The organism is Pseudarthrobacter sp. CC4 (assembly GCF_048957775.1).
GTDB lineage: Bacteria > Actinomycetota > Actinomycetes > Actinomycetales > Micrococcaceae > Arthrobacter.
Genome location: NZ_JARCCZ010000015.1, coordinates 79,887 through 103,711, shown reverse-complemented (window position 1 = coordinate 103,711; position 23,825 = coordinate 79,887). Strand labels below are relative to the sequence as shown.

At 66.7% G+C, this 23,825-nt stretch carries 21 protein-coding genes; 10 read left to right on the top strand and 11 right to left on the bottom strand.

Going from position 1 to position 23,825, the window contains the following annotated elements:
- Position 1: 1 nt before the first annotated feature.
- From PV768_RS11795 to tkt, 3 genes are read right to left on the bottom strand one after another with little or no spacing between them, the layout of a single operon-like run.
- Positions 2 to 1,636, bottom strand: coding sequence for a glucose-6-phosphate isomerase (locus tag PV768_RS11795; protein ID WP_421093100.1), 1,635 nt, complete (start codon positions 1,634 to 1,636; stop codon positions 2 to 4).
- Between the two features lie 6 nt (positions 1,637 to 1,642).
- Complete coding sequence (tal, locus tag PV768_RS11790) at positions 1,643 to 2,758, bottom strand: transaldolase (RefSeq protein ID WP_157242362.1); 1,116 nt, start codon at positions 2,756 to 2,758, stop codon at positions 1,643 to 1,645.
- 26 nt (positions 2,759 to 2,784) lie between these two features.
- Positions 2,785 to 4,902 (bottom strand): transketolase, encoded by a 2,118-nt coding sequence (tkt, locus tag PV768_RS11785; protein ID WP_157243214.1) that lies wholly within the window; start codon positions 4,900 to 4,902, stop codon positions 2,785 to 2,787.
- A gap of 507 nt (positions 4,903 to 5,409) precedes the next feature.
- Between tkt and PV768_RS11780 the strand changes: the two genes are divergently transcribed.
- Positions 5,410 to 6,369, top strand: a complete 960-nt coding sequence (locus PV768_RS11780) for a heme o synthase (protein ID WP_370460742.1) — start codon at positions 5,410 to 5,412, stop codon at positions 6,367 to 6,369.
- Between the two features lie 293 nt (positions 6,370 to 6,662).
- Positions 6,663 to 8,915, top strand: a complete 2,253-nt coding sequence (locus PV768_RS11775; RefSeq protein WP_421093108.1) for a SulP family inorganic anion transporter — start codon at positions 6,663 to 6,665, stop codon at positions 8,913 to 8,915.
- Between the two features lie 94 nt (positions 8,916 to 9,009).
- On the opposite strand, the gene PV768_RS11770 is transcribed toward PV768_RS11775, so the two are convergent.
- From PV768_RS11770 to PV768_RS11755, 4 genes are all read right to left on the bottom strand, one after another.
- Complete coding sequence (locus tag PV768_RS11770) at positions 9,010 to 9,888, bottom strand: CPBP family intramembrane glutamic endopeptidase (protein ID WP_421093099.1); 879 nt, start codon at positions 9,886 to 9,888, stop codon at positions 9,010 to 9,012.
- Between the two features lie 154 nt (positions 9,889 to 10,042).
- Entirely contained in the window at positions 10,043 to 10,987 is a 945-nt protein-coding gene (locus tag PV768_RS11765; protein ID WP_421093098.1) for a COX15/CtaA family protein, read from the bottom strand.
- Positions 10,988 to 10,994: 7 nt separating this feature from the next.
- Positions 10,995 to 11,786: an ABC transporter permease gene (locus PV768_RS11760; RefSeq protein WP_421093097.1), complete on the bottom strand. Its 792-nt coding sequence runs from the start codon at positions 11,784 to 11,786 to the stop codon at positions 10,995 to 10,997.
- Positions 11,783 to 12,751 carry an ABC transporter ATP-binding protein gene (locus PV768_RS11755; RefSeq protein ID WP_421093096.1) on the bottom strand — a complete coding sequence of 323 codons (969 nt, stop codon included), beginning with the start codon at positions 12,749 to 12,751 and terminating at the stop codon, positions 11,783 to 11,785. The genes PV768_RS11760 and PV768_RS11755 overlap by 4 nt, the downstream gene beginning before the upstream one ends.
- Before the next feature lie 103 nt (positions 12,752 to 12,854).
- On the opposite strand from PV768_RS11755, the gene PV768_RS11750 reads away from it, so the two are divergent.
- From PV768_RS11750 to PV768_RS11725, 6 genes are all read left to right on the top strand, one after another.
- Positions 12,855 to 13,697, top strand: coding sequence for a helix-turn-helix transcriptional regulator (locus PV768_RS11750; protein WP_370460741.1), 843 nt, complete (start codon positions 12,855 to 12,857; stop codon positions 13,695 to 13,697).
- Positions 13,697 to 15,160, top strand: a complete 1,464-nt coding sequence (gene sufB, locus PV768_RS11745; RefSeq protein WP_104997916.1) for a Fe-S cluster assembly protein SufB — start codon at positions 13,697 to 13,699, stop codon at positions 15,158 to 15,160. Before PV768_RS11750 ends, sufB begins: the two co-directional genes overlap by 1 nt.
- Before the next feature lie 2 nt (positions 15,161 to 15,162).
- Positions 15,163 to 16,446: a Fe-S cluster assembly protein SufD gene (sufD, locus tag PV768_RS11740; RefSeq protein WP_321216189.1), complete on the top strand. Its 1,284-nt coding sequence runs from the start codon at positions 15,163 to 15,165 to the stop codon at positions 16,444 to 16,446.
- Between the two features lie 23 nt (positions 16,447 to 16,469).
- Positions 16,470 to 16,829, top strand: a complete 360-nt coding sequence (locus PV768_RS11735; protein ID WP_323057182.1) for a non-heme iron oxygenase ferredoxin subunit — start codon at positions 16,470 to 16,472, stop codon at positions 16,827 to 16,829.
- A gap of 79 nt (positions 16,830 to 16,908) precedes the next feature.
- On the top strand, positions 16,909 to 17,703 hold the full coding sequence (sufC, locus tag PV768_RS11730) for a Fe-S cluster assembly ATPase SufC (protein ID WP_104997919.1): 795 nt from the start codon (positions 16,909 to 16,911) through the stop codon (positions 17,701 to 17,703).
- 15 nt (positions 17,704 to 17,718) lie between these two features.
- Entirely contained in the window at positions 17,719 to 18,051 is a 333-nt protein-coding gene (locus PV768_RS11725; protein WP_157242355.1) for a metal-sulfur cluster assembly factor, read from the top strand.
- A gap of 159 nt (positions 18,052 to 18,210) precedes the next feature.
- Here the strand turns inward: PV768_RS11725 and PV768_RS11720 are convergent, their stop codons facing one another.
- Positions 18,211 to 19,089: a neutral zinc metallopeptidase gene (locus tag PV768_RS11720; protein WP_157242354.1), complete on the bottom strand. Its 879-nt coding sequence runs from the start codon at positions 19,087 to 19,089 to the stop codon at positions 18,211 to 18,213.
- A gap of 59 nt (positions 19,090 to 19,148) precedes the next feature.
- Between PV768_RS11720 and PV768_RS11715 the strand changes: the two genes are divergently transcribed.
- The gene (locus PV768_RS11715) at positions 19,149 to 20,555 is read left to right on the top strand and encodes a class I adenylate-forming enzyme family protein (protein WP_421093095.1); all 1,407 of its coding nucleotides are present in this window, start codon (positions 19,149 to 19,151) and stop codon (positions 20,553 to 20,555) included.
- Positions 20,545 to 21,723 carry a thiolase family protein gene (locus tag PV768_RS11710; protein ID WP_421093094.1) on the top strand — a complete coding sequence of 393 codons (1,179 nt, stop codon included), beginning with the start codon at positions 20,545 to 20,547 and terminating at the stop codon, positions 21,721 to 21,723. Before PV768_RS11715 ends, PV768_RS11710 begins: the two co-directional genes overlap by 11 nt.
- 14 nt (positions 21,724 to 21,737) lie before the next feature.
- Here the strand turns inward: PV768_RS11710 and PV768_RS11705 are convergent, their stop codons facing one another.
- From PV768_RS11705 to PV768_RS11695, 3 genes are read right to left on the bottom strand one after another with little or no spacing between them, the layout of a single operon-like run.
- Positions 21,738 to 22,361 (bottom strand): energy-coupling factor transporter transmembrane component T family protein, encoded by a 624-nt coding sequence (locus PV768_RS11705; protein WP_157242351.1) that lies wholly within the window; start codon positions 22,359 to 22,361, stop codon positions 21,738 to 21,740.
- Entirely contained in the window at positions 22,358 to 23,089 is a 732-nt protein-coding gene (locus PV768_RS11700) for an energy-coupling factor ABC transporter ATP-binding protein (protein WP_421093093.1), read from the bottom strand. The genes PV768_RS11705 and PV768_RS11700 overlap by 4 nt, the downstream gene beginning before the upstream one ends.
- Positions 23,090 to 23,100: 11 nt before the next feature.
- A complete protein-coding gene (locus PV768_RS11695) occupies positions 23,101 to 23,745 on the bottom strand; it encodes a biotin transporter BioY (RefSeq protein WP_421093092.1) in 645 nt (214 codons plus the stop codon).
- Positions 23,746 to 23,825 lie beyond the last annotated feature (80 nt).

Sequence of the window (23,825 nt, the reverse complement as noted above, 5' to 3'; positions counted from 1 at the left end):
CTTAGCTTTCGGTAACGGAGGCTGACCTGGCGGACAGCGCAGCAATAATGTCCTGCAACTGTGCCACACCGGCGGCACGGTCGGTCAGGTGCAGGCGCAGCACGGGCCGGCCATGCCCTTCCAGGACCTGCGCGTCGCCGGCTGCCTGGGCGGCAATGAGTTCCCCGAAGGTGAAGGGACGCTCCGGGATGGCGACGTCTTCCGCTGAGGCCGCGGTGACCTGGAGGAACACACCGATGGCCGGCCCGCCCTTGTGGAACTGCCCGGTGGAGTGCAGGAAGCGCGGTCCCCAGCCGAATGTCACGGGCCGGCCGGTGACGGCTGCGAGCTCGTCGCGGACGCCTTCAAGCTGCGCGAACGCAAGGCGGTCGAAGTAGGCCTGGACGCTGAGGTAGCTGTCGGGCTGGAGGGTATCCAACAGTGCGCGCACTGCCTCTTCCGCCGTTGCCGCGCTGCCAAGCCAGTCTCCGCCGCGCACCTCGATGGAGCCGTCAATGAAAGCTGCGGGCGTGGGCTCGGGCTGTGCGTCCAGCAGGCCGCGCGCCGCGACCTTGGCGGCTTCGACATCGGGCTGGTCGAAGGGGTTGATGCCCAGCAGGCGGCCCGCCACGGCAGTGGCAAACTCCCACACCATCATCTGGGTGGGAAGTCCGCCGGCAATGGCCACTTCGTTGTCCCCGAGTTCGACGTCGGCATCGGCGGCTACCAGCCGGACCACCAGAACGTCGTCGGCGCCGGAAGTCACCTCGGGCGAGTTGGGGCCGGCCACCACCGGCAGGACGCCGGTGCCGAGCTTGCCGGTGGACTCGGCGATGAGCTGCTCGGCCCAGTCCGCGAAACCAACAATCCCGGAGCCGTCCTCGGCGATGACAATCTTGTTGCGCAGCGGGCTGGTTCCGCCTAGCGCGGTTCCGAGTGCCAGCCCGATGTTCTCAGGAGCATCCTCGTTGAGGACTACCGCCGCTTCCTCGGCCTCGTCCAGAAACGCCTGGATATCCACCCCGGCCAGGCCCGAAGGCACCAGTCCGAAGGCAGTCAGGGCGGAGAAGCGGCCGCCGACATTGGGGTCGGCGTTGAAGACGGCCCGGTACCCGGCCTCGCGGGATGCCTTGTCCAGGGGCGAGCCCGGGTCCGTGACGATGATGATCCGGCTGGCGGCATCGATGCCGGCGTCGTTGAACGCCTTTTCGAAGACCCTCCGCTGGGAGTCGGTTTCAACGGTGGAGCCGGACTTGGAGGAAACCACAACGGCGGTTTCCGCCAGCCGGTCCGCCAGGGCAGCACGGACCTGGTCCGGGTCCGTGCTGTCCAGCACAGTCAGCTCGACGCCGGCGGTGCCGGCGATGACCTCCGGAGCCAGCGACGATCCGCCCATGCCGCAAAGCACGATGCGGGTCACACCCTCAGCCCGGAGGGCGTCACGCAGTTCGAGGATCTCTTTAACGAGCGGCTGGGAGACAGTGGCAGCCTCAACCCAGCCGAGGCGGATGGCCGACTCTGCTTCGGCGTCCGGACCCCACAGCGTGTGGTCCTTCGCGAAGATCCGGGTGGCGATCCGGTCCTCCACCAGGGCGGGAAGGTGCTGTTCGAGTGCCTGCTGTGCGGCACCGGTGGCTTCGTAGCTGAGTGTGCTCATGGTGGGTTAGGAAGCCTTCCGTGCGGAGGCGAGGGCGCCCTCGACGTCGCCGAGCAGTTCCTTCCAGCTGGCCACGAACTTGTCCAGGCCTTCGGATTCAAGGATTGCGACGACGTCGTTGTATGAAATGCCGAGCTTCTCAAGGGCATCCAGGGTGGCATTGGCCTCGGCGTAGGTGCCGGTGACCGTGTCCCCGGTGACCACACCGTGGTCGAAGGTGGCGTCCAGCGTCTTCTCGGGCATGGTGTTCACGACGCCCGGGGCCACGAGCTCGGTGACGTAGAGGGTGTCCGGGTAGGCCGGATCCTTGACGCCGGTGGAGGCCCACAGCGGGCGCTGGGGGAGGGCGCCGGCTTCGGCCAGCAGGGCCCAGCGTTCAGTGGCGAAGAGTTCCTCGTAGACCTGGTACGCCAGGCGGGCGTTGGCCAGGCCTGCCTTGCCCTTGAGTGCCTTGGCTTCGTCGGTGCCCAGGGCGTCGAGGCGCTTGTCGATCTCAGAGTCCACGCGGGAAACGAAGAACGAAGCCACGGAGTGGATCTTGGAGAGGTCGTGGCCGTTTTCCTTGGCCTGCTCCAGGCCGGACTGGAAGGCGTTGATGACTGCGCGGTAGCGCTCGAGCGAGAAGATCAGGGTCACGTTGACGCTGATGCCCTCGGCCAGGGTGGCGGTGATCGCTTCCAGGCCCTCAAGGGTGGCCGGGATCTTGATGAGGACGTTGTCCTTGTTGACGCGCTTGTACAGGTGCTTGGCTTCCGCGATGGTGCCTGCCGTGTCCCAGGCCAGGCGGGGGTCGACCTCGATGGACACCCGTCCGTCCACGCCCTTGGTGGCTGCGGCGACCGGTGCGAACAGGTCGCAGGCGTCGGCGACGTCGGTGGTGGTGATCTCGAAAATGGTGTCCTCGACGCTGGCGCCGGCTGCTGCCTGCTTCGCGATGGTGGCGTCGTAGTCCGTGCCGGCGGTGATCGCTGCGTGGAAGATCGACGGGTTGGTGGTTACGCCAACCACGTTCTTCTCTTCGATGAGCTTGGCCAGGGTGCCGGTTTCCAGGCGTCCGCGGGAAAGGTCATCAAGCCAGATGGAAACTCCGGCGTCGGAGAGCTGCTGGGTGGGAGTAGTCATGGTGTTTATCTCCTCGAAAATTGGGGTTATGCCTGGAGGCTGGCGAGGGAGTCCTTGGCGGCCGCGGTAACTGCTGCTGCGGTGAGGCCGAACTCCTGGAAGAGGCGCTTGTAGTCTGCGGAAGCGCCGTAGTGCTCGAGGCTGATGGAACGGCCGGCGTCGCCGACGAATTCCTTCCAGCCAAGGGCCAGTCCTGCTTCAACGGACACGCGTGCCTTGACGGCGGCCGGCAGGACGGATTCGCGGTAGGCGGCGTCCTGCTTGTTGAACCACTCAACGCAGGGCATGGAGACGACGCGGGCGGCGATGCCTTCGCCCTGCAGTGCCTTGCGGGCCTGCACGGCCAGCTGGACCTCGGAACCGGTGGCGATGAGGATGACGTCGGCCGGGACGGTGGCGCCGTCCTTGGCGGCCTCGGCCAGGACGTAACCGCCCTTGGCGACGCCCGCAACGGAACCGAACGTGTCGCCGTCGGCCTCGCCTTCGCCGCGCTCCCACGTGGGGATGTTCTGGCGGGTCAGCACGATGCCGGCAGGGTTGCTGTGGTTCTCCAGCATGGTCTTCCACGCAACGGCGACTTCATTGGCGTCACCGGGACGGACAACATCCAGCCCCACGATGGCGCGCAGCGAGGCCAACTGCTCCACCGGCTGGTGGGTGGGTCCGTCCTCGCCCAGTCCGATGGAGTCGTGCGTCCAGACGTACAGGGACGGGACACCCATCAGCGCGCCAAGGCGGATGGCCGGGCGCTGGTAGTCGCTGAAGATCAGGAACGTGCCGGAGAACGCACGCGTGCGGCCGTGCAGGCTGATGCCGTTCACGATCGAAGCTGCGGCGTGCTCGCGGATGCCGAAGTGCAGGACCCGTCCATAGGGGTTGCCGGACCAGGCATCAGTCTGCTTGGAGGCGGGAACGAACGACGGCGAACCCTCGATGGTGGTGTTGTTCGACTCGGCGAGGTCGGCCGAGCCGCCCCACAGTTCCGGCAGGACCGGGCCCAGGGCGTTCAGGACCTTGCCCGAGGCGGCGCGGGTGGAGACGTCCTTGCCGGCGGGGAACACCGGAAGCGCTGAGTCCAGGCCTTCGGGAAGTTCCTTGGCCTCGATGCGCTGCAGCAGGGCCGCGCCCTCGGGGTTGGCTGCCTGCCATGCGTTGAAGGACTCCTCCCACTCCTTGCGGGCAGCGGCGCCGCGGTCGACGACGGCGCGGGCGTGGGCCAGGACATCCTGGTCGACGTCGAAGGACTTGGCGGGATCGAAGCCCAGGACTTCCTTCAGCGCTGCGACTTCCTCCGCACCGAGCGCGGAACCGTGGATCTTGCCGGTGTTCTGCTTCTTGGGTGCCGGGTAGCCGATGATGGTGCGCAGGGAGACGATCGAGGGCTTCGAAGTCTCGGCCTTGGCGGCGAGGAGTGCGGAGTACAGCTCCTGCACGTCTTCCTTGTACTCGCCGGTCTTGGTCCAGTCCACGCGCTGGACGTGCCAGCCGTAGGCCTCGTAGCGCTTCAGGACATCCTCGGTGAAGGCGATGTCGGTGTCGTCCTCGATGGAGATGTGGTTCTCATCGTAGACAACGACGAGGTTGCCGAGCTCCTGGTGGCCGGCCAGCGAGGAAGCCTCTGCCGTGACGCCTTCCTGCAGGTCGCCGTCGGAGGCGATAACCCAGATGGTGTGGTCGAACGGGCTCTCGCCGGCGGGAGCATCGGCGTCGAACAGTCCGCGCTGGCGGCGCTGGGAGTAGGCGAACCCGACGGAGGACGCCAGGCCCTGGCCCAGCGGGCCGGTGGTGATCTCGACACCCGCGGTGTGCTTGTACTCGGGGTGGCCGGGGGTCAGCGAGCCCCAGGTGCGCAGTGCCTGCAGGTCCTTCAGTTCCAGGCCGTAGCCGGAAAGGAACAGCTGGATGTAAAGGGTGAGCGAGGTGTGGCCGGGGGAGAGGATGAAGCGGTCACGGCCCAGCCAGTCAGGGTTGCGGGGATCGTGGCGCATCAGCTTCTGGAAAAGAAGGTATGCGGCCGGCGCCAGGCTCATGGCCGTTCCGGGGTGGCCGTTGCCCACCTTCTCCACCGCGTCCGCGGCCAGCACGCGGATGGTGTCCACCGCGCGCTGGTCCAGGCTGGTCCAAGACAGTTCTTGCTCTTCCAAATGTGGCACGAAAACCGGGCCCCTCTCTGTGCTGATGGCAGGCGGCACACGGGATCCGTACAAAGGCACGCTGTGTGGCGCCCGCTCGGTGTGTACCAGCCGTTCACCATCGAAACGTTGATCTTTTCACTCAGCCACTGGCCAGTCAGGGAATGCGTTTTCCACTGCTTCCTCGCTGCGTGCTGATCTTGTGACAGCTTAGCTCTATTCCATCCTTTGGTCGCTGCAAATCTCACGTTTTGGACGCAATTTCCGCTTATATGAATGCGTCTGAAGTGAGGTTGAGTTAATCTGCTCGAATCGGTGCGCGAGCAATCACCAGCACCTAATGGCGGGCCGTCGGGAGCAGGCCGGCGCGGTATGATATTTGGAGGCCAGCGCCGGGTCGGGGAATAATTCCAGCCGCCCGCACTCCCGGCTGTTGCGTGGATCACTGTTCCGCGGGCGCCCGGTTGGACCGGGCCGCATGACTAGCTGGACAGCCAGACAGAACTGCCAACAGAACGGGTGACTGCCACCGTGAGCACAACAGATACGCCGCTGAACGCATCCCGGGCCTCACGACCCGGGATCGCCCGTAAGGCAAAGGCGTATCTCGCCCTCACCAAGCCCCGCGTCATTGAACTGCTGCTGGTCAGCACGCTGCCCACCATGATTTATGCGGAACGCGGCTTTCCGTCCATCGGGCTCATCCTGGCCACGCTGGTGGGCGGGGCCTTTGCTGCAGGCAGCGCCGGAGCCTTCAACTGCTACATCGACCGCGACATCGACAAGCTGATGCACCGGACGGAGAACCGGCCGCTGGTCACCGGTGAGGTCAGCCCGCGCGAGGCGCTGGTCTTCTCCTGGCTCCTCGGTGCCGCCGCCATCGCCATCCTCTGGTTCGGCGCCAACCCGCTGTCCGCGTGGCTTGGGCTTGGGGCGATCTTCTTCTATGTGGTGATCTATACGATGATCCTCAAGCGCCGCACCGCGCAGAACATCGTGTGGGGCGGGGCGGCCGGCTGCTTCCCCGTGCTGATTGCCTGGGCCGCCGTCACCAACTCGGTGGAATGGCCCGCCGTCATCCTCTTTATGGTGATCTTCCTCTGGACGCCACCGCACTACTGGCCGCTGTCCATGCGCTACGGCGAGGACTACCGCAACGCCAAGGTCCCCATGCTCGGCGCCATCGCCGGCGCCCAGGTGGTTTCCGTGCAGGTGGTCCTCTACGCCTGGGCCATGGTGGCCTGCTCGCTCCTGATGGTTCCTGCGGGCGGTGCCGGCTGGGTCTACACCGTAACCGCCGTCCTGGCCGGGGCCTGGTTCCTTTACGAGTCACACGCCCTCTACAACAGGGCACAGCGTGAGGACATCTCCGACAAGCGGGCCATGAAGGTCTTCCACGGCTCCATCAGCTACCTCACCCTGCTCTTCATCGCCCTGGCGGTAGACCCGTTCGTCGGGCCCGCCGTCATGGCCGGCTAGCAGGGGAAAGCGGTCCGGCGGGTTCCTTTCGCACCCGCAGCTCTCCATCACTTTCCGCGGGACTCTCCGCAACGCCCTGGCACCTTGGACTCAGCCCCCCGGGGGGCGCATTCTGTAGCGCCCGGGCGTATGACATTTTTGTCATGTCGATCACGTTTCCTGTCATTTGAAATGACGGCGTGGTTACGGTGGAGGGGATCCTGCCCGCTAGCAAAGGAAGTTCCATGGCACAGGCACCCGATCCATCCTCCGTCCGCACCGCGGCCAGTCCGCCCGGACCAGGGAGCGGGGGGATGGGACGGCGCCGCCTGAAGTTCCCTGGCCATCTGGGCGCAGACATCCCGGCGTCACTCGTGGTGTTCCTCGTGGCACTGCCACTTTCCCTTGGTATTGCCGCGGCATCCGGTGCGCCCATCATGGCGGGCCTCATCGCGGCCGCCATCGGCGGCATCGTTGCCGGCAGCCTGGGCGGGTCTCCGCTGCAGGTCAGCGGACCGGCGGCCGGACTCACCGTCGTCGTGGCCGGGCTGGTCCAGGAGTTCGGCTGGCAGGTGACGTGCGCCATCACCGCAGCGGCCGGCGTCGTGCAGCTGCTGCTGGGCTTCAGCCGCGTGGGGCGCGCCGCGCTGGCAGTCTCGCCGGTGGTAGTGAAGGCGATGCTGGCCGGCATCGGCGTCACGATCATCCTTCAGCAGATCCACGTACTGCTTGGCGGCCAGCCGGCGGGCTCGGCTGTTGAGAACATCGTGGGCTTGCCTGCAGCTATCACCAATGTCGAACTGCACGCAGCCCTCCTGGGACTGGCCGTCGTCGTAATCCTCCTCGGCTGGAAGCACCTTCCCGCGGCTGTGCGCCGTATTCCGGGGCCGCTTGCCGCCGTCGCCGCCGGCACCGCGCTTTCCATCGCCTTCGCTCCCGGGGTGGGACGCATTTCCCTCGAAGGGTCGATCTTCGACGCCGTCGCGCTGCCGCAATTGCCCGACGACAACTGGCGCGCCGTTGCCTTCGCCGTCATCTCAATGGCGCTGATCGCCAGCATTGAATCGCTGCTGTCCGCCGTCGCCGTGGACAAAATGCACCACGGCCCCCGCACCAACCTGGACAGGGAGCTCGTGGGCCAGGGCGCAGCCAACATTGTTTCCGGGTCCTTGGGCGGACTGCCCGTGACCGGCGTCATCGTCCGCAGCGCCACGAACGTGGAAGCCGGCGCCGCCACCCGTTCGTCCGCAGTCCTGCACGGCATCTGGGTCCTTGCCTTCTCCGCCATCTTCGCCGGACTGATCCAGCTCATCCCGCTGGCCGTCCTTGCGGGCCTCCTTGTGGTGATCGGCGCGCGCCTCATCAAAATTGCGGACATCAGGATCAGCCTCCGCACGGGCGACCTCCTGATCTACTCCGTGACCCTCCTCTGTGTCGTCTTCCTGAACCTGCTCGAAGGTGTCATGATCGGCCTCGTGCTGGCGGCGGCGAGCGTGCTTTGGCGTGTGTTGCGGGCGGCGGTCCACGCACACAAGCCCGTTTCGTCGTCGGATCCCTGGCGCATCACCGTCGCGGGGTCCTGCAGCTTCTTCGCCCTGCCGCGGCTCAGCCGCGTGCTGCATTCCGTGCCGAACGGCAAGGGGGTTGTGGTGGAGCTGAACGCGGACTACGTTGACCACGCATTCCGCGAGGCGCTGATCGCCTGGCAAAGGCAATATGAGGCGGCCGGCGGAAAGGTCCGCCTTGAGGAACACGGCAACAGCCTGTTCCAGGATGCTGCTGACCGCACGCCCAAGCGCCAGGACGCCAGGGAGCTTCCGCTGCCGCCCAGGACGTCATGGCAGTCCGCCATGCCAACCCGGGAAGGGGCCGGGGAAGCAGCCGGACGGCAGGCCGGGCCGCTGGATTCGCTTCTTCAGGGGATCAGCAAGTACCACCGGCGGTTCGCCCACCAGGTCCGGCCTCTGGTCCGGGATCTGGCAGAGGGCCAGAACCCGGACACCCTGTTTATCGCCTGCGTTGATTCCCGCGTCAACCCCAACCTGATCACCAGCAGCGGCCCGGGCGACCTGCTGACCCTGCGGAACATCGGGAACGTGGTGTGCCACGAGGGCGAGGATGCCTCGATTGACTCGGCCCTGGCCTTCGCCGTGAAGGGCCTGAACGTGGATTCGATCGTGATCTGCGGGCACTCCAACTGCGGTGCCATGAAGGCGCTGGTCGAGGAGGCCAACGGCAAGGGGAATGGTGTTTTGGGGGCGGCCTTCGATTCCTGGCTGGACCACGCGAGGCCCAGCTACGCCGAGCTTCTCGCGGAGCATCCGGTTGCATTGGAAGCTGCAGCCGCAGGCTACAACGAGGTGGACCAGTTGGCCATGGTGAACGTTGCCATTCAGCTGCGGAAGCTGGAACGCCATCCGGCGGTTGGCCCTGGACTCGTTACCGGCAAAGTGCAGGCAACAGGGCTGTTCTATGACATCGCCACGGCGCGGGTGCTACTGGTGGAACCCAGCGGCATCCGGTTCCTGGACCCGGCCCGGGCCGCCGCCCCGGTGTGTGCCGGGTGACGCGCACGGCAGGACCAAGGCGCCCGCGCTCCGGCGCGGAATGAAGAGTGAATGTTTTCCCTCAGGTGTCGCGAGGGGAGTCCCGGCGAAAGGTTCAATTTTTCGGGCGGACGGCTTTGACCACCAGGACGACGGCGGCGATCGCCCAGAACGCCATGCCCCAGGCCAGCGAGGGAACCAGGATGGCAAGGCCGGATCCAGTGCCGGAGGCCGCCATGAAGGAGAGGATGAAAGCGGCCGCCGAAAGTGGCGCATGCATCGCCATCGCCAGGGGAAGGCTCCCCGTCCGCTCGTACACCCACACCATCAGCACCCTGTACGGGGGAAGCCACGCGAAAAGGTACACGGCCACCACCAGGGCGGCGGGTACGGCTCCTGACGGATCAGCGCTCCCGGCGAACATGGGGTAGTGCCAGGCGCCCCACAGCAGGCCCATGATGAGCCCGGTGGAGAGGATGCCGAACCGCTGCCGGAGCCGGGGAAGCGCAAAGCCTGTCCAGCCGAGCTCTTCCAGGCTGCCGACCACGGTTCCCACCACGACGCCGGCCAGCACGATGACGGCCAGTTCACCGGGGGTGGCAAAGCTCCGGTAGAACCCCGGGAACGCCCATGTGACAGCAGCCGCAGTGGCAGCCATGACCAGGGGTCCGGTCAGGAGCGCAACCGCGTACCAGCGTGCACCGGCCGGCCATGTACGGAGCCGGATTCCGAGCTGCCGCAGGCCGGCTTTTCCGTGCAGGAGCCAGGTGAGGAGGACGCCTGCGGCCGCCGGGCCCAGCGGGCCTGCCGTTAGCGCGACGCCCATCGGTACCGGCCCCACACCCTGGATGGTAGCTACGGCGCCCCAGGAGATGGCGAAGGTCAGGAGGTAGTAGGCAGGGGCGGGATGCCGCCGCATGAACGCTGTTGGTCCGTTCCCGCTGCCGGCAGGTACCCCTGGCAGCGGGACTCCGGGCTGTGGCTGGCCTGCCATCGCGGATCCTCCTGCCCGTAGCCCCCTGGGACCGCCTTTCGGCACCAGGGAGCAAGCCAAAGTGTTTCAATACCCAGCCTGATGGCGCAGGGGTCGGGGGAGTAGGGGCGTTGGTCACAGATTGGCAGCGGCCGGACCGATCCGCTGCAGGGGGTTATTCCACCGGACTTGCTTTTGCGAGATCCCAGGCGTTCGTGGAGGCAACCATCAGCAGCGCGGCCCCCAGCATGTGGGCGGCCACCAGCAGGGCCGGGATGCCGTTGTAGTACTGGGTGAAGCCGATGACGGCCTGGAGGACTGTCACGCCAAGGAGTCCCAGGACTGCCGTTCGCATGGGGCCTGTGATCCGTCGCAGCAGCACCAGCGCAAGCGCAACCAGGGTTCCTGCGGTCACCAGGTAAGCCGGCACGGCGTGGATGTGGGAGAACAGGTCCCAGTCGAGCCCATTGCGCGGGGCGTCCGCGTCGCCGGCGTGGGGGCCGGCTCCCGTTACCACCACTCCCAGCATGACCGCGAGGGCGGAAAAAAGCGCGACGGCGGCGGTCACCGGGCGCATGGCCCCGGGCAGGACGGCGAGGGGAACGGTCCGGAACCGGCCGGTCCGGCCGAATGCCCGGTTGACCAGAAGCGTGGCGAACACCACCAGCGCCATGGATACCAGGAAATGAAGTCCGACTACCCAGGGGTTCAGGTTGGTGAGGACGGTGATGCCGCCGATCACGGCCTGGGCGGGGATGCTGGCCAGGAGGCCCAGTGCCAGCAGGAAAAGGTCGCGCCGCTCCTTGCGGAGGTTCCACAGGTACACCAGCATCAAAGCGGCGACCGCGGCCAGGGCGAAGGTGAGGAGGCGGTTGCCGAATTCGATGAAGCCGTGGATGCCCATCTCGGGGGTGTTCACCAGGGAGCTGTCAGTGCAGCGGGGCCAGGTGGGGCAGCCCAGGCCGGACGAGGTCAGCCGTACGGCGCCACCGGTGACCACCAGCAGGGTCTGCCCGATCAGGGAAGCTACGGCCAGGCGGCGGACGCTGGTGTCCACAGTGCGGGGCAGCCGCGCAGCCAGGCGGCCGGCGAACTCAGGAAGGCGGAAGGCGGTGCTCACGAATATCTCAATTCCACTTGAACCAACGGATTGCTGCTGCGCCGGCTATGAGTGTCCAGAGCACCAGTATGAGGGCGGCGGCGCCATTCACCGCACCGTGCAGGAAGGCGTCCCGCAGGGCTTCGCCGAGTGCGCCCGAGGGCAGGTATGCAACGATCTGCTGGGCCCCGGCGGGGAGCCTTTCCGCGGGAATCACGATGCCGCCGAGGGCCCCCAGGAGGATCCACAGCAGGTTGGTGATGGCCAGGGTGGCTTCCGGACGGACAGTTCCGGCCACCAGGAGGCCCAAGGCAGTAAAAGCCGCCGCCCCCAGCGCAAGGAGCAGGAGCCCCGGAATCCAGCCGGCCGCCGTCGGCCGCCACCCCAAAGCCAGCCCAACGGCGGCCACCACGGCAACCTGCAGGCACAGCACCGCCAGGACCGAAAGCACCTTGCCCGCGATCAGCCCGCCGCGGCCCAGCGGCGTGGTGGAGAGGAAGCGGAGCACGCCATAGCGCCGGTCGAATCCGGTGGCGATGCCCTGCCCGGTAAAGGCCGTGGACATGGCGCAAAGGGCGAGGATGCCGGGCACCGCCACATCGATGCGGGTGGGTCCGAGCCCGTCCAGGAAGGGTGTCACGGTCAGGCCGGCAAGCGCCAGCAGCGGCAGCACCACTGCGAGGATCAGCTGCTCGCCATTGCGCAGCATTGCCAGCGCTTCGTACTTGCCCTGCAGCAGTATGCGCCGCAGCAGGGGTGCGGGCGACTGGCGGCCGGGGCCTGGAGCGGTGCCTGCGGCACCCGCGGGAGTCCCGTTCATCGGAGGTCCTTTCCCGAGATGTCCAGGAAGACGTCTTCAAGGCTACGCGCCTGCAGGGTCATGGAAGCGGGCATGATGTCGTGGACGGCCCACCACTCTGCCAGGGCTGCAAGGTGGCGGGGGGTCAGAGTACCGGTGGCGGTGTAGCTGCCGGCCCGTTCCTCGGAGATGACGACGTCGGCGGGCAGCACGGCGGACAGGTCCAGTCCCGGCTTCGCCTCGAAGGAGAGGGTCCGCACGTGGTGGGCGCCTGCTTCCAACGCGGGTCCGCGCTGAAGGAGTTCCTGGACTGTCCCTTCGGCGACGTTCCGGCCGCCGTCGATGATGTAGACGTAGTCGGCCAGCCGCTGGGCGTCGTCCATCAGGTGCGTGGTGAGGATGATTCCCAGGCCGGCATCCCGCAGTTCGCCGATCAGCTCGAACACCAGCCGGCGGGACTGCGGATCCAGCCCGGCGCTCGGCTCGTCGAGGAACAGGACTTCCGGCCGGCCGATCAATGCTGCCGCAAGGGCAAGGCGCTGTTTCTGGCCGCCTGAGAGCCGCCGGACGGTGGTCCGGCCGAACGCGTCGATCCCCAGCCGCTCAACCAGGTCCTCCACGGGCCAGGGGTGCGCGTAGAGTCCGGCAATGTGCCGCAGCAGCGGCAGCGGCCTGGCCGACGGCGGGAGGCCGCCGTCCTGGAGCATCACGCCTACGCGGGACCGCAGGTCCGCCCCGGCCGACGCCGGGTCCTGGCCCAGCAGGGTGATGCTGCCGCCGCTGCGCTTCTGCAGGCCCTGGGCGCATTCGAGCGTGGTGGTTTTGCCTGCACCGTTGGCACCCAGCAGTGCAGTGACCTGCCCGCGCTCGGCGACCAGTGAGATGCCGCCCACCACCCGGAGCATTTTTCCGTCCAGGCTGGAAAGCGGACCTACATCCTTGATGAGCCCGTTAATGGACAGGACGGGGGATTGGGGCGATCGCACCCCAGTATTCTACGGGAAGTAGTATTGCCGGCAGTCCGCTGTTGCGGGTCAGGTCAGCCTCGCCTTACTGGAACCCGGGACTAAATTACGACACTATTGTGTTGTGTATTCCATGACCAACGCTACTGCTGTGCCTGTTGTCCGGCACGGGGCTTCCGCTGTTTCCGCGGAAGGCGGCGTCATGCCCGCAGGGCCGGTGGCTGACGCAGATGAGCGTACCCGCGACCGCGTCCTTGCTGCGGTCCTGGAACACGGACCAGTCAGTGCCGCCGAACTGGGCGACCTGCTGGGATTCACGCCCGCGGCAGTCCGCCGCCACCTGGACCATTTGTCCCGTGCCGGCGTTATCGAAGTCAAGCGGGTGGCCAAGTCGGGTGCAGGGGCAGGCCGCCCCGCCCGGCGTTACGTCCTTAGTTCCCAAGGCCAGTCGAGCCTTGGCAACGACTACCTTGATATTGCCGCCCTCGCCCTCCAGCAGCTCCAGGAAATGGCAGGCCCGGACGCGGTGCGGGCCTTCGCCGTCGAGCGCTTTGCGGACATGGAGCGCCGGTACGCGCCCGAGATCGAAAAGGCGGGTCCGGACATCACCGACCGCGCCAAAGCGCTTGCGGACGCCCTGAGCCGGGACAACTTCGTGGCGTCGGCAGCCTCCATCGAGGCCAAGGCTCCGTTGCCGGCAGCCCTTTCCAGTGTCCAGCTGTGCCAGGGCCATTGCCCCATCCAGCAACTCGCCGCCCGTTTCCCCGTGTTTTGCGATGTGGAGACCGAAGTGTTCTCGAGGCTTGTGGGCGTAGACGTACGCCGGCTCTCCACACTTGCCCGCGGCGGCCACGTCTGCACCACCCACATTCCCACAGGAAGGCTGTCTGCCGGAGGGCCTAAACCGCTCCCGGCAGCCCCCGCCCGCCTGAATGAAGTAACCAACCATCAGCAAGAAAGGCCGTGATGACGGACCAACTATCAGAGAAAGCAGTCGCCGAAAACACTGTGATCTCGGAGATTCTTGAGAAGAATCCCGAGCTTCACGGCATCGGCAACTACGAGTACGGCTGGGCTGACAAGAACGACGTCGGCGCCAACGCCCGCCGTGGGCTCGATGAAGAGGTAGTCCGGGACATTTCGGCCAAGAAGAGCGAGCCGGAATGGATGCTCGACCTGCGCCTCAAGGGCCTGAAGTACTTCGACCGGAAGCCCATGCCCACCTGGGGTGCGGACCTCTCCGGCATCGACTTTGACAACATCAAGTACTTCGTCCGCTCCACGGAGAAGCAGGCTGCCACCTGGGAAGACCTGCCCGAGGACATCCGCAACACGTACGAGAAGCTGGGTATCCCGGAAGCCGAGCGCAGCCGCCTCGTCTCCGGTGTTGCCGCACAGTACGAGTCCGAGGTTGTCTACCACCAGATCCGCGAGGACCTCGAAGCCCAGGGCGTCATCTTCCTGGACACCGACACCGCCCTCAAGGAGCACCCGGAGATCTTCCAGGAGTACTTCGGCACGGTCATCCCCGTGGGCGACAACAAGTTCGCGTCGCTGAACACCTCGGTGTGGTCAGGCGGTTCCTTCGTCTATGTGCCCAAGGGCGTCCACGTGGACATCCCGCTGCAGGCATACTTCCGCATCAACACCGAAAACATGGGCCAGTTCGAGCGGACCCTGATCATTGCCGACGAGGACTCCTACGTCCACTACATCGAAGGCTGCACCGCGCCGATCTACACCTCGGACTCGCTGCACTCGGCCGTCGTGGAGATCATCGTGAAGAAGGGCGCCCGCGTCCGGTACACCACCATCCAGAACTGGTCCAACAATGTGTACAACCTGGTGACCAAGCGTGCCATCTGCGAAGAAGGCGCCACCATGGAATGGGTCGACGGCAACATCGGCTCCAAGGTCACCATGAAGTACCCCGCCGTCTACCTCGTAGGCGAGCACGCCAAGGGCGAAACCCTGTCCATCGCGTTCGCCGGCGAAGGCCAGCACCAGGACACCGGCTCCAAGATGGTCCACATCGCGCCGAACACCAAGAGCTCCATCATCTCCAAGTCCGTGGCCCGCGGCGGCGGACGCGCAGCCTACCGCGGCCTGGTCCAGGTCCGCGAAGGCGCCAAGCACTCCGCAAACACCGTCCGCTGCGACGCGCTGCTGGTGGACACCATCAGCCGTTCGGACACCTACCCGTACATCGACATCCGCGAGGACGATGTCGTGATGGGCCACGAGGCAACTGTTTCCCGGGTCAGCGAAGAGCAGCTCTTCTACCTCATGTCCCGCGGCATGCGCGAAGACGAAGCCATGGCGATGATCGTCCGCGGCTTCATCGAGCCGATTGCCCGCGAGCTCCCCATGGAGTACGCACTTGAGCTGAACCGCCTGATTGAACTGCAGATGGAAGGGTCCGTCGGATAACGATGACTGAAATCACTACTGAAAAGGCACGCATCGGCGCGCCCTCAGCCCAGCCGTTCATTGACGGCTTCACGGAGGAAGGCGAGAGCCTTTCTCCCATCAATGCCGGGAACAAGGCACCGCTTGCCGGCGCTCCGGCCAAGCGCCACTCCCACGGCGGCGGCGTCGGTGTCCCGGACAGCTCACGCGCCGGCCGCCTGACGTCCTACAGGCTTGCCGATTTCAAGCCGCTGACCGGCATGGAGGAAGACTGGCGGTTCACCCCGCTCAAGCGCCTCCGCGGCCTTCACACCGAGGTCCTTTCCGGCGCGGCGCCCGCAGTGGTTGTCACCGGTCCGGAGCAGGTCATCGTTGAGAGCGTCGGCCGTGACGACCAGCGCATCGGTACGGCCGGCATCCCCGAGGACCGCGTGTCCGCCAACGCCTGGGAGAACTTCGCCGGCGCGACGGTGGTAACCATCCCGTCCGAGTTCGAAGCCACGTCGGAGATCAACGTGGACATCGAAGGCACGTCCCTCGAAGCCGCCGCCCAGCACCTCGTGATAGTCGCAGAGAAGTTCTCCAAAGCGGTGGTTGTCCTGAACCACAGGGGCTCCGCCGTTGTTTCGGAAAACGTCGAGATCATCGTGGAAGACGGCGCGAACCTGACCGTGATCACGCTCCAGGAATGGAACGACGACGCCGTCCACGCCTCCTCCCAGCAGGCGAAGATCGGCCGCGACGCCAAGCTCAAGCACGTCATGGTGAGCCTCGGCGGCGACCTCGTCCGAGTCACGCCGTCGGCCCGCTTCACCGCCCCCGGCGGCGAAGCCGAGATGTTCGGCCTGTACTTCGCCGACGCCGGCCAGCACCTGGAGCAGCGCCTCTTCGTTGACCACGCCGTGGCCAACTGCAAGTCCAACGTGCTGTACAAGGGCGCGCTGCAGGGCCGGAACGCCCACGCAGTCTGGGTTGGCGACGTCCTGATCCGCAAGGAAGCCGAAGGCACCGATACCTACGAGGCCAACCGCAACCTGCTGCTGACGGACGGTGCCCGCGCCGACTCCGTGCCCAACCTCGAAATCGAGACCGGCCTGATCGAGGGTGCCGGCCACGCCAGCGCCACCGGCCGCATGGATGACGAGCACCTGTTCTACCTGATGGCACGCGGCATCCCCGAGGACGTTGCCCGCCGCCTGGTGGTCCGCGGCTTCCTGAACGAGATCATCCAGCAGATCAAGGTCACCTCCATCGAGGAGCGGCTGACCGAGGCTGTTGAGCACGAGCTCGCCCTCACGGACAACTAGGAAGCACGGAGCACGGTTTACAGATGACTGACCAGCCAAAGGGCGAGCTTGTCTGCAAGGTGGATGAAATCCAGCTGAAGCAGGCGCTGCGGATCCTGATCGACGACTACCCTGTGGCCATCGTCAAGGACTCCATGGGGGAGATCCACGCCATCGGCGACACCTGCTCGCACGCGGACATTTCGCTGTCCGAGGGCGAGGTCGAGGGCTGCGCCATCGAGTGCTGGGGCCACGGGTCCCAGTTCGATCTGCGCAGCGGGCAGCCGCTGCAGCTGCCGGCCTACGATCCCGTCCCGGTCTTCGCCGTCGACGTCCGCGGGGACGAGGTCTACGTGGACGTCACCACTGTCCTCAACGGCGCCGAAGCTCCGAACTTCAGCTAGCACCACAGAATTACGAATCAACTTCCAGACAGAGAGCGCACCGCGGCCGGCAGGCACGGTGCAGAGGAGAACAAGACACATGTCTACTCTTGAGATCAAGGACCTGCACGTCAGCATTGAGACGGAGCAGGGAACCAAGGAAATCCTGAAGGGCGTCAGCCTGACCATCCGGACCGGCGAGACCCACGCCATCATGGGCCCCAACGGCTCCGGCAAGTCCACGCTGGCCTCCACCATCGCGGGCCACCCGCGCTACAACGTCACCAGCGGCTCCATCACCCTCGACGGCGAAGACGTCCTGGCGATGAGTGTTGACGAGCGCGCCCGTGCAGGCGTCTTCCTGGCCATGCAGTACCCGGTGGAGGTCCCCGGTGTCAGCATGACCAACTTCCTGCGCACCGCAAAGACTGCCATCGACGGCGAAGCGCCCAAGCTCCGCACCTGGACCAAGGACGTCAAGGCTGCCATGGAGAAGCTGCGGATCGACGCCGACTTCGCCCAGCGCAACGTGAACGAAGGCTTCTCCGGCGGCGAGAAGAAGCGTGTGGAAATCCTGCAGCTGGAACTCTTCAAGCCGAAGTTCGCCGTCCTGGACGAGACCGACTCCGGCCTGGACGTCGACGCGCTGAAGGTCGTCTCCGAGGGCGTCAACCGCGCCCACGCCGAGGGCAAGATGGGCACGCTGCTCATCACGCACTACACGCGCATCCTGCGCTACATCAAGCCTGACTTCGTGCACGTGTTCGTGGACGGCCAGGTTGTCGAGGAAGGCGGCCCGGAGCTGGCCGACCGCCTGGAAGAAGAAGGCTACGACCGCTACGCCAAGGGCGCCGGCGCGGCCACCATCGCGGCCTCCGCCGCAGCACAGGCCTAGTAAAGGACACTTGCCATGACCGAAATCAACACGGCACGCACGAGCCTTGAGGACGTCGAGGAGGCGCTGAAGGATGTCATCGACCCCGAACTCGGCGTCAACATCGTTGACCTGGGCCTGCTGTACGGCTTGAAGTACTCCGATGACGACGGCGCGCTGCTGATCGACATGACCCTGACCACCGCGGCCTGCCCGCTCACCGACGTCCTGGAGGAACAGGTGGGCAAGGCCCTGGACGGCGTTGTTGACGACTGGCGCCTGAACTGGGTCTGGATGCCGCCATGGGGTCCTGAGCGGATCACGGACGACGGCAAGGACCAGATGCGGGCACTTGGCTTCAACATCTGAGAGCTTCACAAGTACGACGACGGCGGGTCATCTTTCCCAGGAAAGGTGACCCGCCGTCGTCGTTCCCTCATCCATTGCTCCATTCTTGTCGTTTTCACCGCTCTAAACGACATTTGCGGAGCAATCGATGGGGCTAGAGCTGCAGAGCGCTCGGCGGAGTTAGAGCGAGGGTGCCGAGAACGTGTCGCACTGGTTGATGTCCCCGGTCTCGTAGCCGCGGTAGAACCAGCGCTGGCGCTGCTCGCTGGATCCGTGGGTCCAGGCCTCGGGCGTGACACGGCCGGTGGCCGCCTCCTGGATCCGGTCGTCGCCAACCGCAGACGCGGCGGACAGTGCATCGTTCAGGTCCTGCTGCGTGAGGGCCTCCAGGAACGGCTGGCCGTCGGGGCCCGGCTGGGTGGATGCGTGTTTTGCCCAGAGTCCGGCGTAGCAGTCAGCCTGCAGTTCAACCCGGACTGCACCGGACTCCGGCCCCTGCGGATCCTGCTGGGCTTGGTCGAGGCTCCCCAGCACGTTCTGGATGTGGTGTCCGAACTCGTGGGCCACCACATACTCCTGCGCCAGCGGCCCGCCTGAGGAACCGAACCGGTCCACGAGTTCCTGGAAGAACCCGGGATCAAAGTAGGCGGTGGTATCGGTGGGGCAGTAGAACGGTCCCACCGCGCTGGAGGCCGTGCCGCAGCCGGTGCTGACCGCCTGGTCGAAGATCACGGTCTCCGGCTGCGGGTACTGCACGTTGTACTGCTGCAGGTAGGCAGGCCAGAAAGCGTTCAGGCTGTTGACTGTGCCGGTGATGCGGCAGTCCACGCGGGCGTCCGCATCCGCCCCGGTCTGGCAGGCAGGAGCCGTGCCCTGGCTCTGCGGTGCCTGGCCCGCACCGGCCAGGCCCTCCAACAGCTGGGGATTGACGCCCAGCAGCGCGGCAATGAGCAGGATGAGCCCGCCGCCGATGCCGCCGCCCACTTTGACTCCGCGGCCCATGCCGCGCCGGTCCTGGACCTGCGAGGGGTCCAGCTGCACATTGTCATTGAAACTCATAAAGTCACAATACCCGCGGGCCCGCGGCTCAATCCGTGCCGGCCGGTAAAGTTGATGCGATGCCTTTCCTCAACCGAATCCAGCGCTGGGCCGATGAACGGCCGCACGACACCGCCGTCGTGATTGCAGGACGGCGCCTTTCCTGGTTGGAGTTCCGGGATTCCGCCGCCGCGCTGGTAGCCCAAGCCAAGTCCGTCACGGCCCTCTGTGAGGCCAATTCGGTTGACTTCGCCACCAAATTCGCCGCCGCGGTGGCGGGCGGGCGCCAGTGCGCCGTCCTCGACCCGGCGTGGGCCGCCCAGCTGCAGGAGGACATCAGGCGGCGCGTCGAAGCATCCGCACTTCCGGCACCGGTGTCCCCGGACGATGAGCTGGCGGACGGCGTGCCGGAGGGCACCTTCCTCATCGGACTGACGTCCGGCACCACCTCGGTTCCCAAAGCCTTCACGCGCTCCCGGCGGTCCTGGCAGGAATCCTTCGACGCCTCGATCGAGTTCTTTGGGCTCCGCCAGGATGATGTGACGCTGGCGCCGGGGCCGCTCGCCGCGAGCCTCAACCTCTACGCCCTGGCAGAGTGCCTTTATGCGGGGTCCGAGTTCCAGACCCTCGAATCCTTCGACGTCGGGGACGTCCATACCGCCATCGCGCATGACCGCGTCACCAGGCTGGTGCTGGTGCCCACCATGCTAAGGATGCTCAGCGAGCGCGGCCTGACCGGATGCGTGGACGCTTCCGGGGTCCGCACCATCATCTGTGCAGGCTCGAAGCTGGACGCGCGGACGCTGGAGGCTGCGCGCCGCTGGGCCCCGAACGCCACCATCTTCGAGTATTACGGCGCCTCGGAGCTGAGCTTTGTGTCCGGGGCCGGGCTGCCGGCCCGCCAGCCTGCCGTGCACGGCGGCACCGGAATTGGCCGGCCCTTCCCGGGCGTGGACGTCCGGATCCTCGATGACGCCGGCATGCCCCTCCCGGACGGTGACGCCGGGAACATCTGCGTCCGGAGCCCGATGGTCAGCAACGGCTACCTCTGGGGCGACGACGGCCGGGCCCTGAAGTCCTTCGGCGGCTGGTTCACAGTGGGGGACCAGGGGTATCTCGCCGAGGGGGAACTGCACATCCTGGGCCGCCGCGCGGACATGATCCTCACGGCCGGCAGGAATGTCTATCCGCACGAGGTTGAACTGGCACTGTCAGCGGTGCCCGGGGTCTCCGCCGCCGTGGCTGCCGGAATGCCCGACGACCTTCGCGGCCAGAGGGTGGTGGCCGGCGTCGTCCCCTCCCATGGGGCGGTCACGGCAACGCAGCTCCGGGCGGGACTCGAAGAGCTGCTGGCACGGGACAAGCGGCCGCTCCAGTACTACCTGCTGGCCGAATTGCCCGCCACGGACCGCGGCAAGGTCAGCAGGAGCCTGCTGCTGGACTGGATAGAGTCCCGGGACCCGAGGGTGCGCAGCCTTGGCGGCTGACCAGCTCCCTCCGGACCGGCAGCCCGTCATCATCGCGGCCCTGCGGACGCCGGTTAGCCGCACCAACGGCGCCCTCCGGAAACTGCGCGCCCACGAGTTGCTGGCGCCTGTCCTGCGCGGTCTTTTGGCCGGCGTCGGGGTTGAGCCCGGTGCCGTTGCCGACGTAGTGATCGGCAACGCCGTGGGCGGCGGCGGAAATGTGGCGCGCCTGGCCCTGCTCGAGGCCGGAATGCCCGTCAGTGTTCCCGGCATCACCGTGGACCGCCAGTGCGGTTCGGGGCTGGACGCGATCGTCCTCGCGTCACGGCTGGTGGCAGCGGGCGGTGGTCCGCTGTTCCTTGCCGGAGGTGTTGAGAGCACCAGTACGGCGCCATTGCGCGCGTACAGGAACGACGACGGCAGCCCGGAGTTCTACCGGCGGGCCCAGTTTGTGCCGGCGGCCTTCGGGGACCCGGACATGGGCGTGGCCGCGGAAACCGTGGCGCAGAAGTTCAGTGTCAGCCGGGAGCGGCAGGACGCCTTCGCGCTCCGGAGCCACCGGCTGGCGCTTGGCGCCTCTCAAGCAGGGTATTTCGACGGCGAGCTGGTTCCGCTGGACACCGCCGCCGGGACTGTTGCTGCTGACGATGGTCCACGGCGGGGGTTGAACGCCGCGGTGATGTCCCGGTTCCCGGCCGCCTTCGTGGAGGGAGGAACTGTCACCGCGGGGAACTCATGCTTCGACGCGGACGCCGCCTCCGCCGTCGTCCTGACATCCCTTCAGCGGGCGCGGGAACTGGGCGCGGCGGACGCGCTGCTGGTGCTGGGCGCCGGGACGGCAGGAGTGGACCCCGAGGTGCTGGGCGTCGGTGCCGCCGCCGCGGCGAAGAACGTGCTCGGTGCCGCGCAGGTGGGCGCCGGAGAGCTGGACCTGGTGGAGTTCAACGAAGCCTTCGCCTCACAGACGCTTGCCTGCCTGGATCTGCTGGGGATTGACGGTGAGCGGGTAAACCTCGACGGCGGGGCGCTGGCCTTGGGCCACGCGTACGGTGCGTCCGGCGCTGTCCTGGTGACGCGGCTTCTCGCCCAGGCGCGCAGGAACACGGCGCCGGGAAGCCTGGCACTGGCCATGATCAGCAGCGCCGGAGGCATGGGTACGGCGGCGTTGCTGCAGTACGAGCGCCTCTAGGAAGTTCCCGGGCTTCAGTCCTCCGCTTCGCCCAGGCCGCGGGCGGCAAGCGCCTCGCCCGTCTGGCGGGCGAAAGCCACCGAGGTGATGAAGACGGGCAGGATCAGGGCCCTCGGATTTCGTTCCAGGCCCCGGGCGCGGGCGGAATCCCGGACGTCGGCAAAGGTGCCGGCGATGTAGGGGATGCTGCGCAGCATGATGCCGATGGTGAGGGCGAACCGCTCGGGATCGGCACCAAACCTCCTGAAGGGCGTGGCTGCCCTGACTACTCCATCCAGGAGCTGCTGCACCGGGGTAGTGGCTGTGAGCAGCGAGGCCGCCACAACGCAGATGACGATGTTCAGGACGATCCTGGCCGCAGTCGGGGCTCCCAGCTGCCACCACTGGAACAGCCCGATGACCAGCAGGACGGCGGCGAGCGGGCGGATTGCTCCCCAGAGCCGTTTCAGGCCCGCACCGGTGAGCAGGAAGAGGCCGCAGAGTCCGCCAAGTACCGCCGCCGAGATGAGCCAGTCCTGGATGATGAACGAGGCCAGGCCGCAGCCGAACACCAGGAGGAACTTCAGCGCGAGCGGTGACCGGTGGAGCAGTGAATTCCCCGGCACGTAGTTGGCCAGGAGGAAGCCGTGCCCCCTCATCGGACGCCCGGCTCCGTGGCACGGAGGCCTTCCATGCACAGGGCGCGGTACGCTGCCACCGCTTCCGCCGGGGCACCGTCGAACGCGACTTTTCCCTGGTCGATGACCAGTACGCGGTCCATCTCCAGTGCAAGGTCAAGGTCGTGGGTGGACATGATGACCTGCTGGTCCAGCCCCGCCAGGGTCCTGCGGAGAAGCTCCCGGTTGCGAAGGTCCAGGAGGGTGGAGGGTTCGTCGAGCACAAGGACCTGGGGGTTCACCGCCAGGACGGCCGCGAGGGCCATCAGCTGCCGCTCGCCGCCGGAGAGTTCGTAGATGCTCTGATCCGCCAGATGCAGCAGTCCCATCCGCTCGAGGGCCGCTTCGGCCTGGCTGCGCCGCTCGGTGCCGTTCTTCACCGAGCGGCGCAGCGAAAGCTCCACGTCCTCCCGGCCGGTGGGCATCACCAGCTGGGAGAGGGGATCGGTGAAGACAAAGCCGACGTTCCGCCGGACTTTCCGGACGGCACGTACTGTGTCCTCGCCGTCGACCGCAACGCTGCCCGCTGTCGGCTGGATGAGGCCGTTGACCAGCCGCAGCAGCGTGGACTTCCCGGAGCCGTTGGCGCCGATGACGCCCACGCGCCGTTCCGTGAGTTCGAGGTTGACGTCGGCGAGGAGGACCTTGGGCTCAGGGGAGTGGTCCGTTTCGACGGCGACTGTTGCCTTGTCAAAGGTCACGGAAGGCATGGCGGTTGTTCCTAGGCTTCGGTGGTCTGGACGGTGCTGCAGCGGACGCGGCGGACCAGGATGTCCGGGAATGCGCGGTGGAGGGCGACGGCGAGGATGGCGGCGAGGATGTTCTTGACGATGTCTCCGGGGTAGAAGACCAGATCGCTTACGAATGCCTGCGCCAGGGTTGCCTTGGTGTTCAGGGCAATGCCGGCGACGCCGAGCGAGTGCACCACCAGCACGCTGGTGGCCATGGCGGCCAGGAAGAGCCAGAGGGCACGGACTTTGGTGGTGCGGCGGATCACCAAGGTGGCGAGCCAGCCTACGACCAAAGCTGCGATGGGGAAGGCGATGATGTAGCCGGCGGACGGACCGGCGAGGATGCCCAGTCCGCTGCGGCCCTGGCTGAAGATCGGAAGGCCGGCGAGGCCCAGCAGGGTGTACAGGCCGACGGCGGCGAAGCCCCTTCCGGGGCCGAGCACCAGGCCGGTGAGCATCACGGCAAGGGTCTGGAAAGTGATGGGGACGCCGAAGCCGTTCACGGCCAGGCCGGGAACGAGGGCCGCGCCGGCCACGAGGGCGGCGAAGACGGCGATCAGGCCCAGGTCGGTGGCGTTCCAGCTGTGGCGCTTGGTCTTGCCGGTATTGCTGACGGCAGTGTCGGTGTTGCTCATGGTGGTCCTGTCGGGGTAGTACAAGCGGGATCTGGTGTAATCCCGACGTTACCGGGGCAGGGCAGGAGGTATTTTGTAGG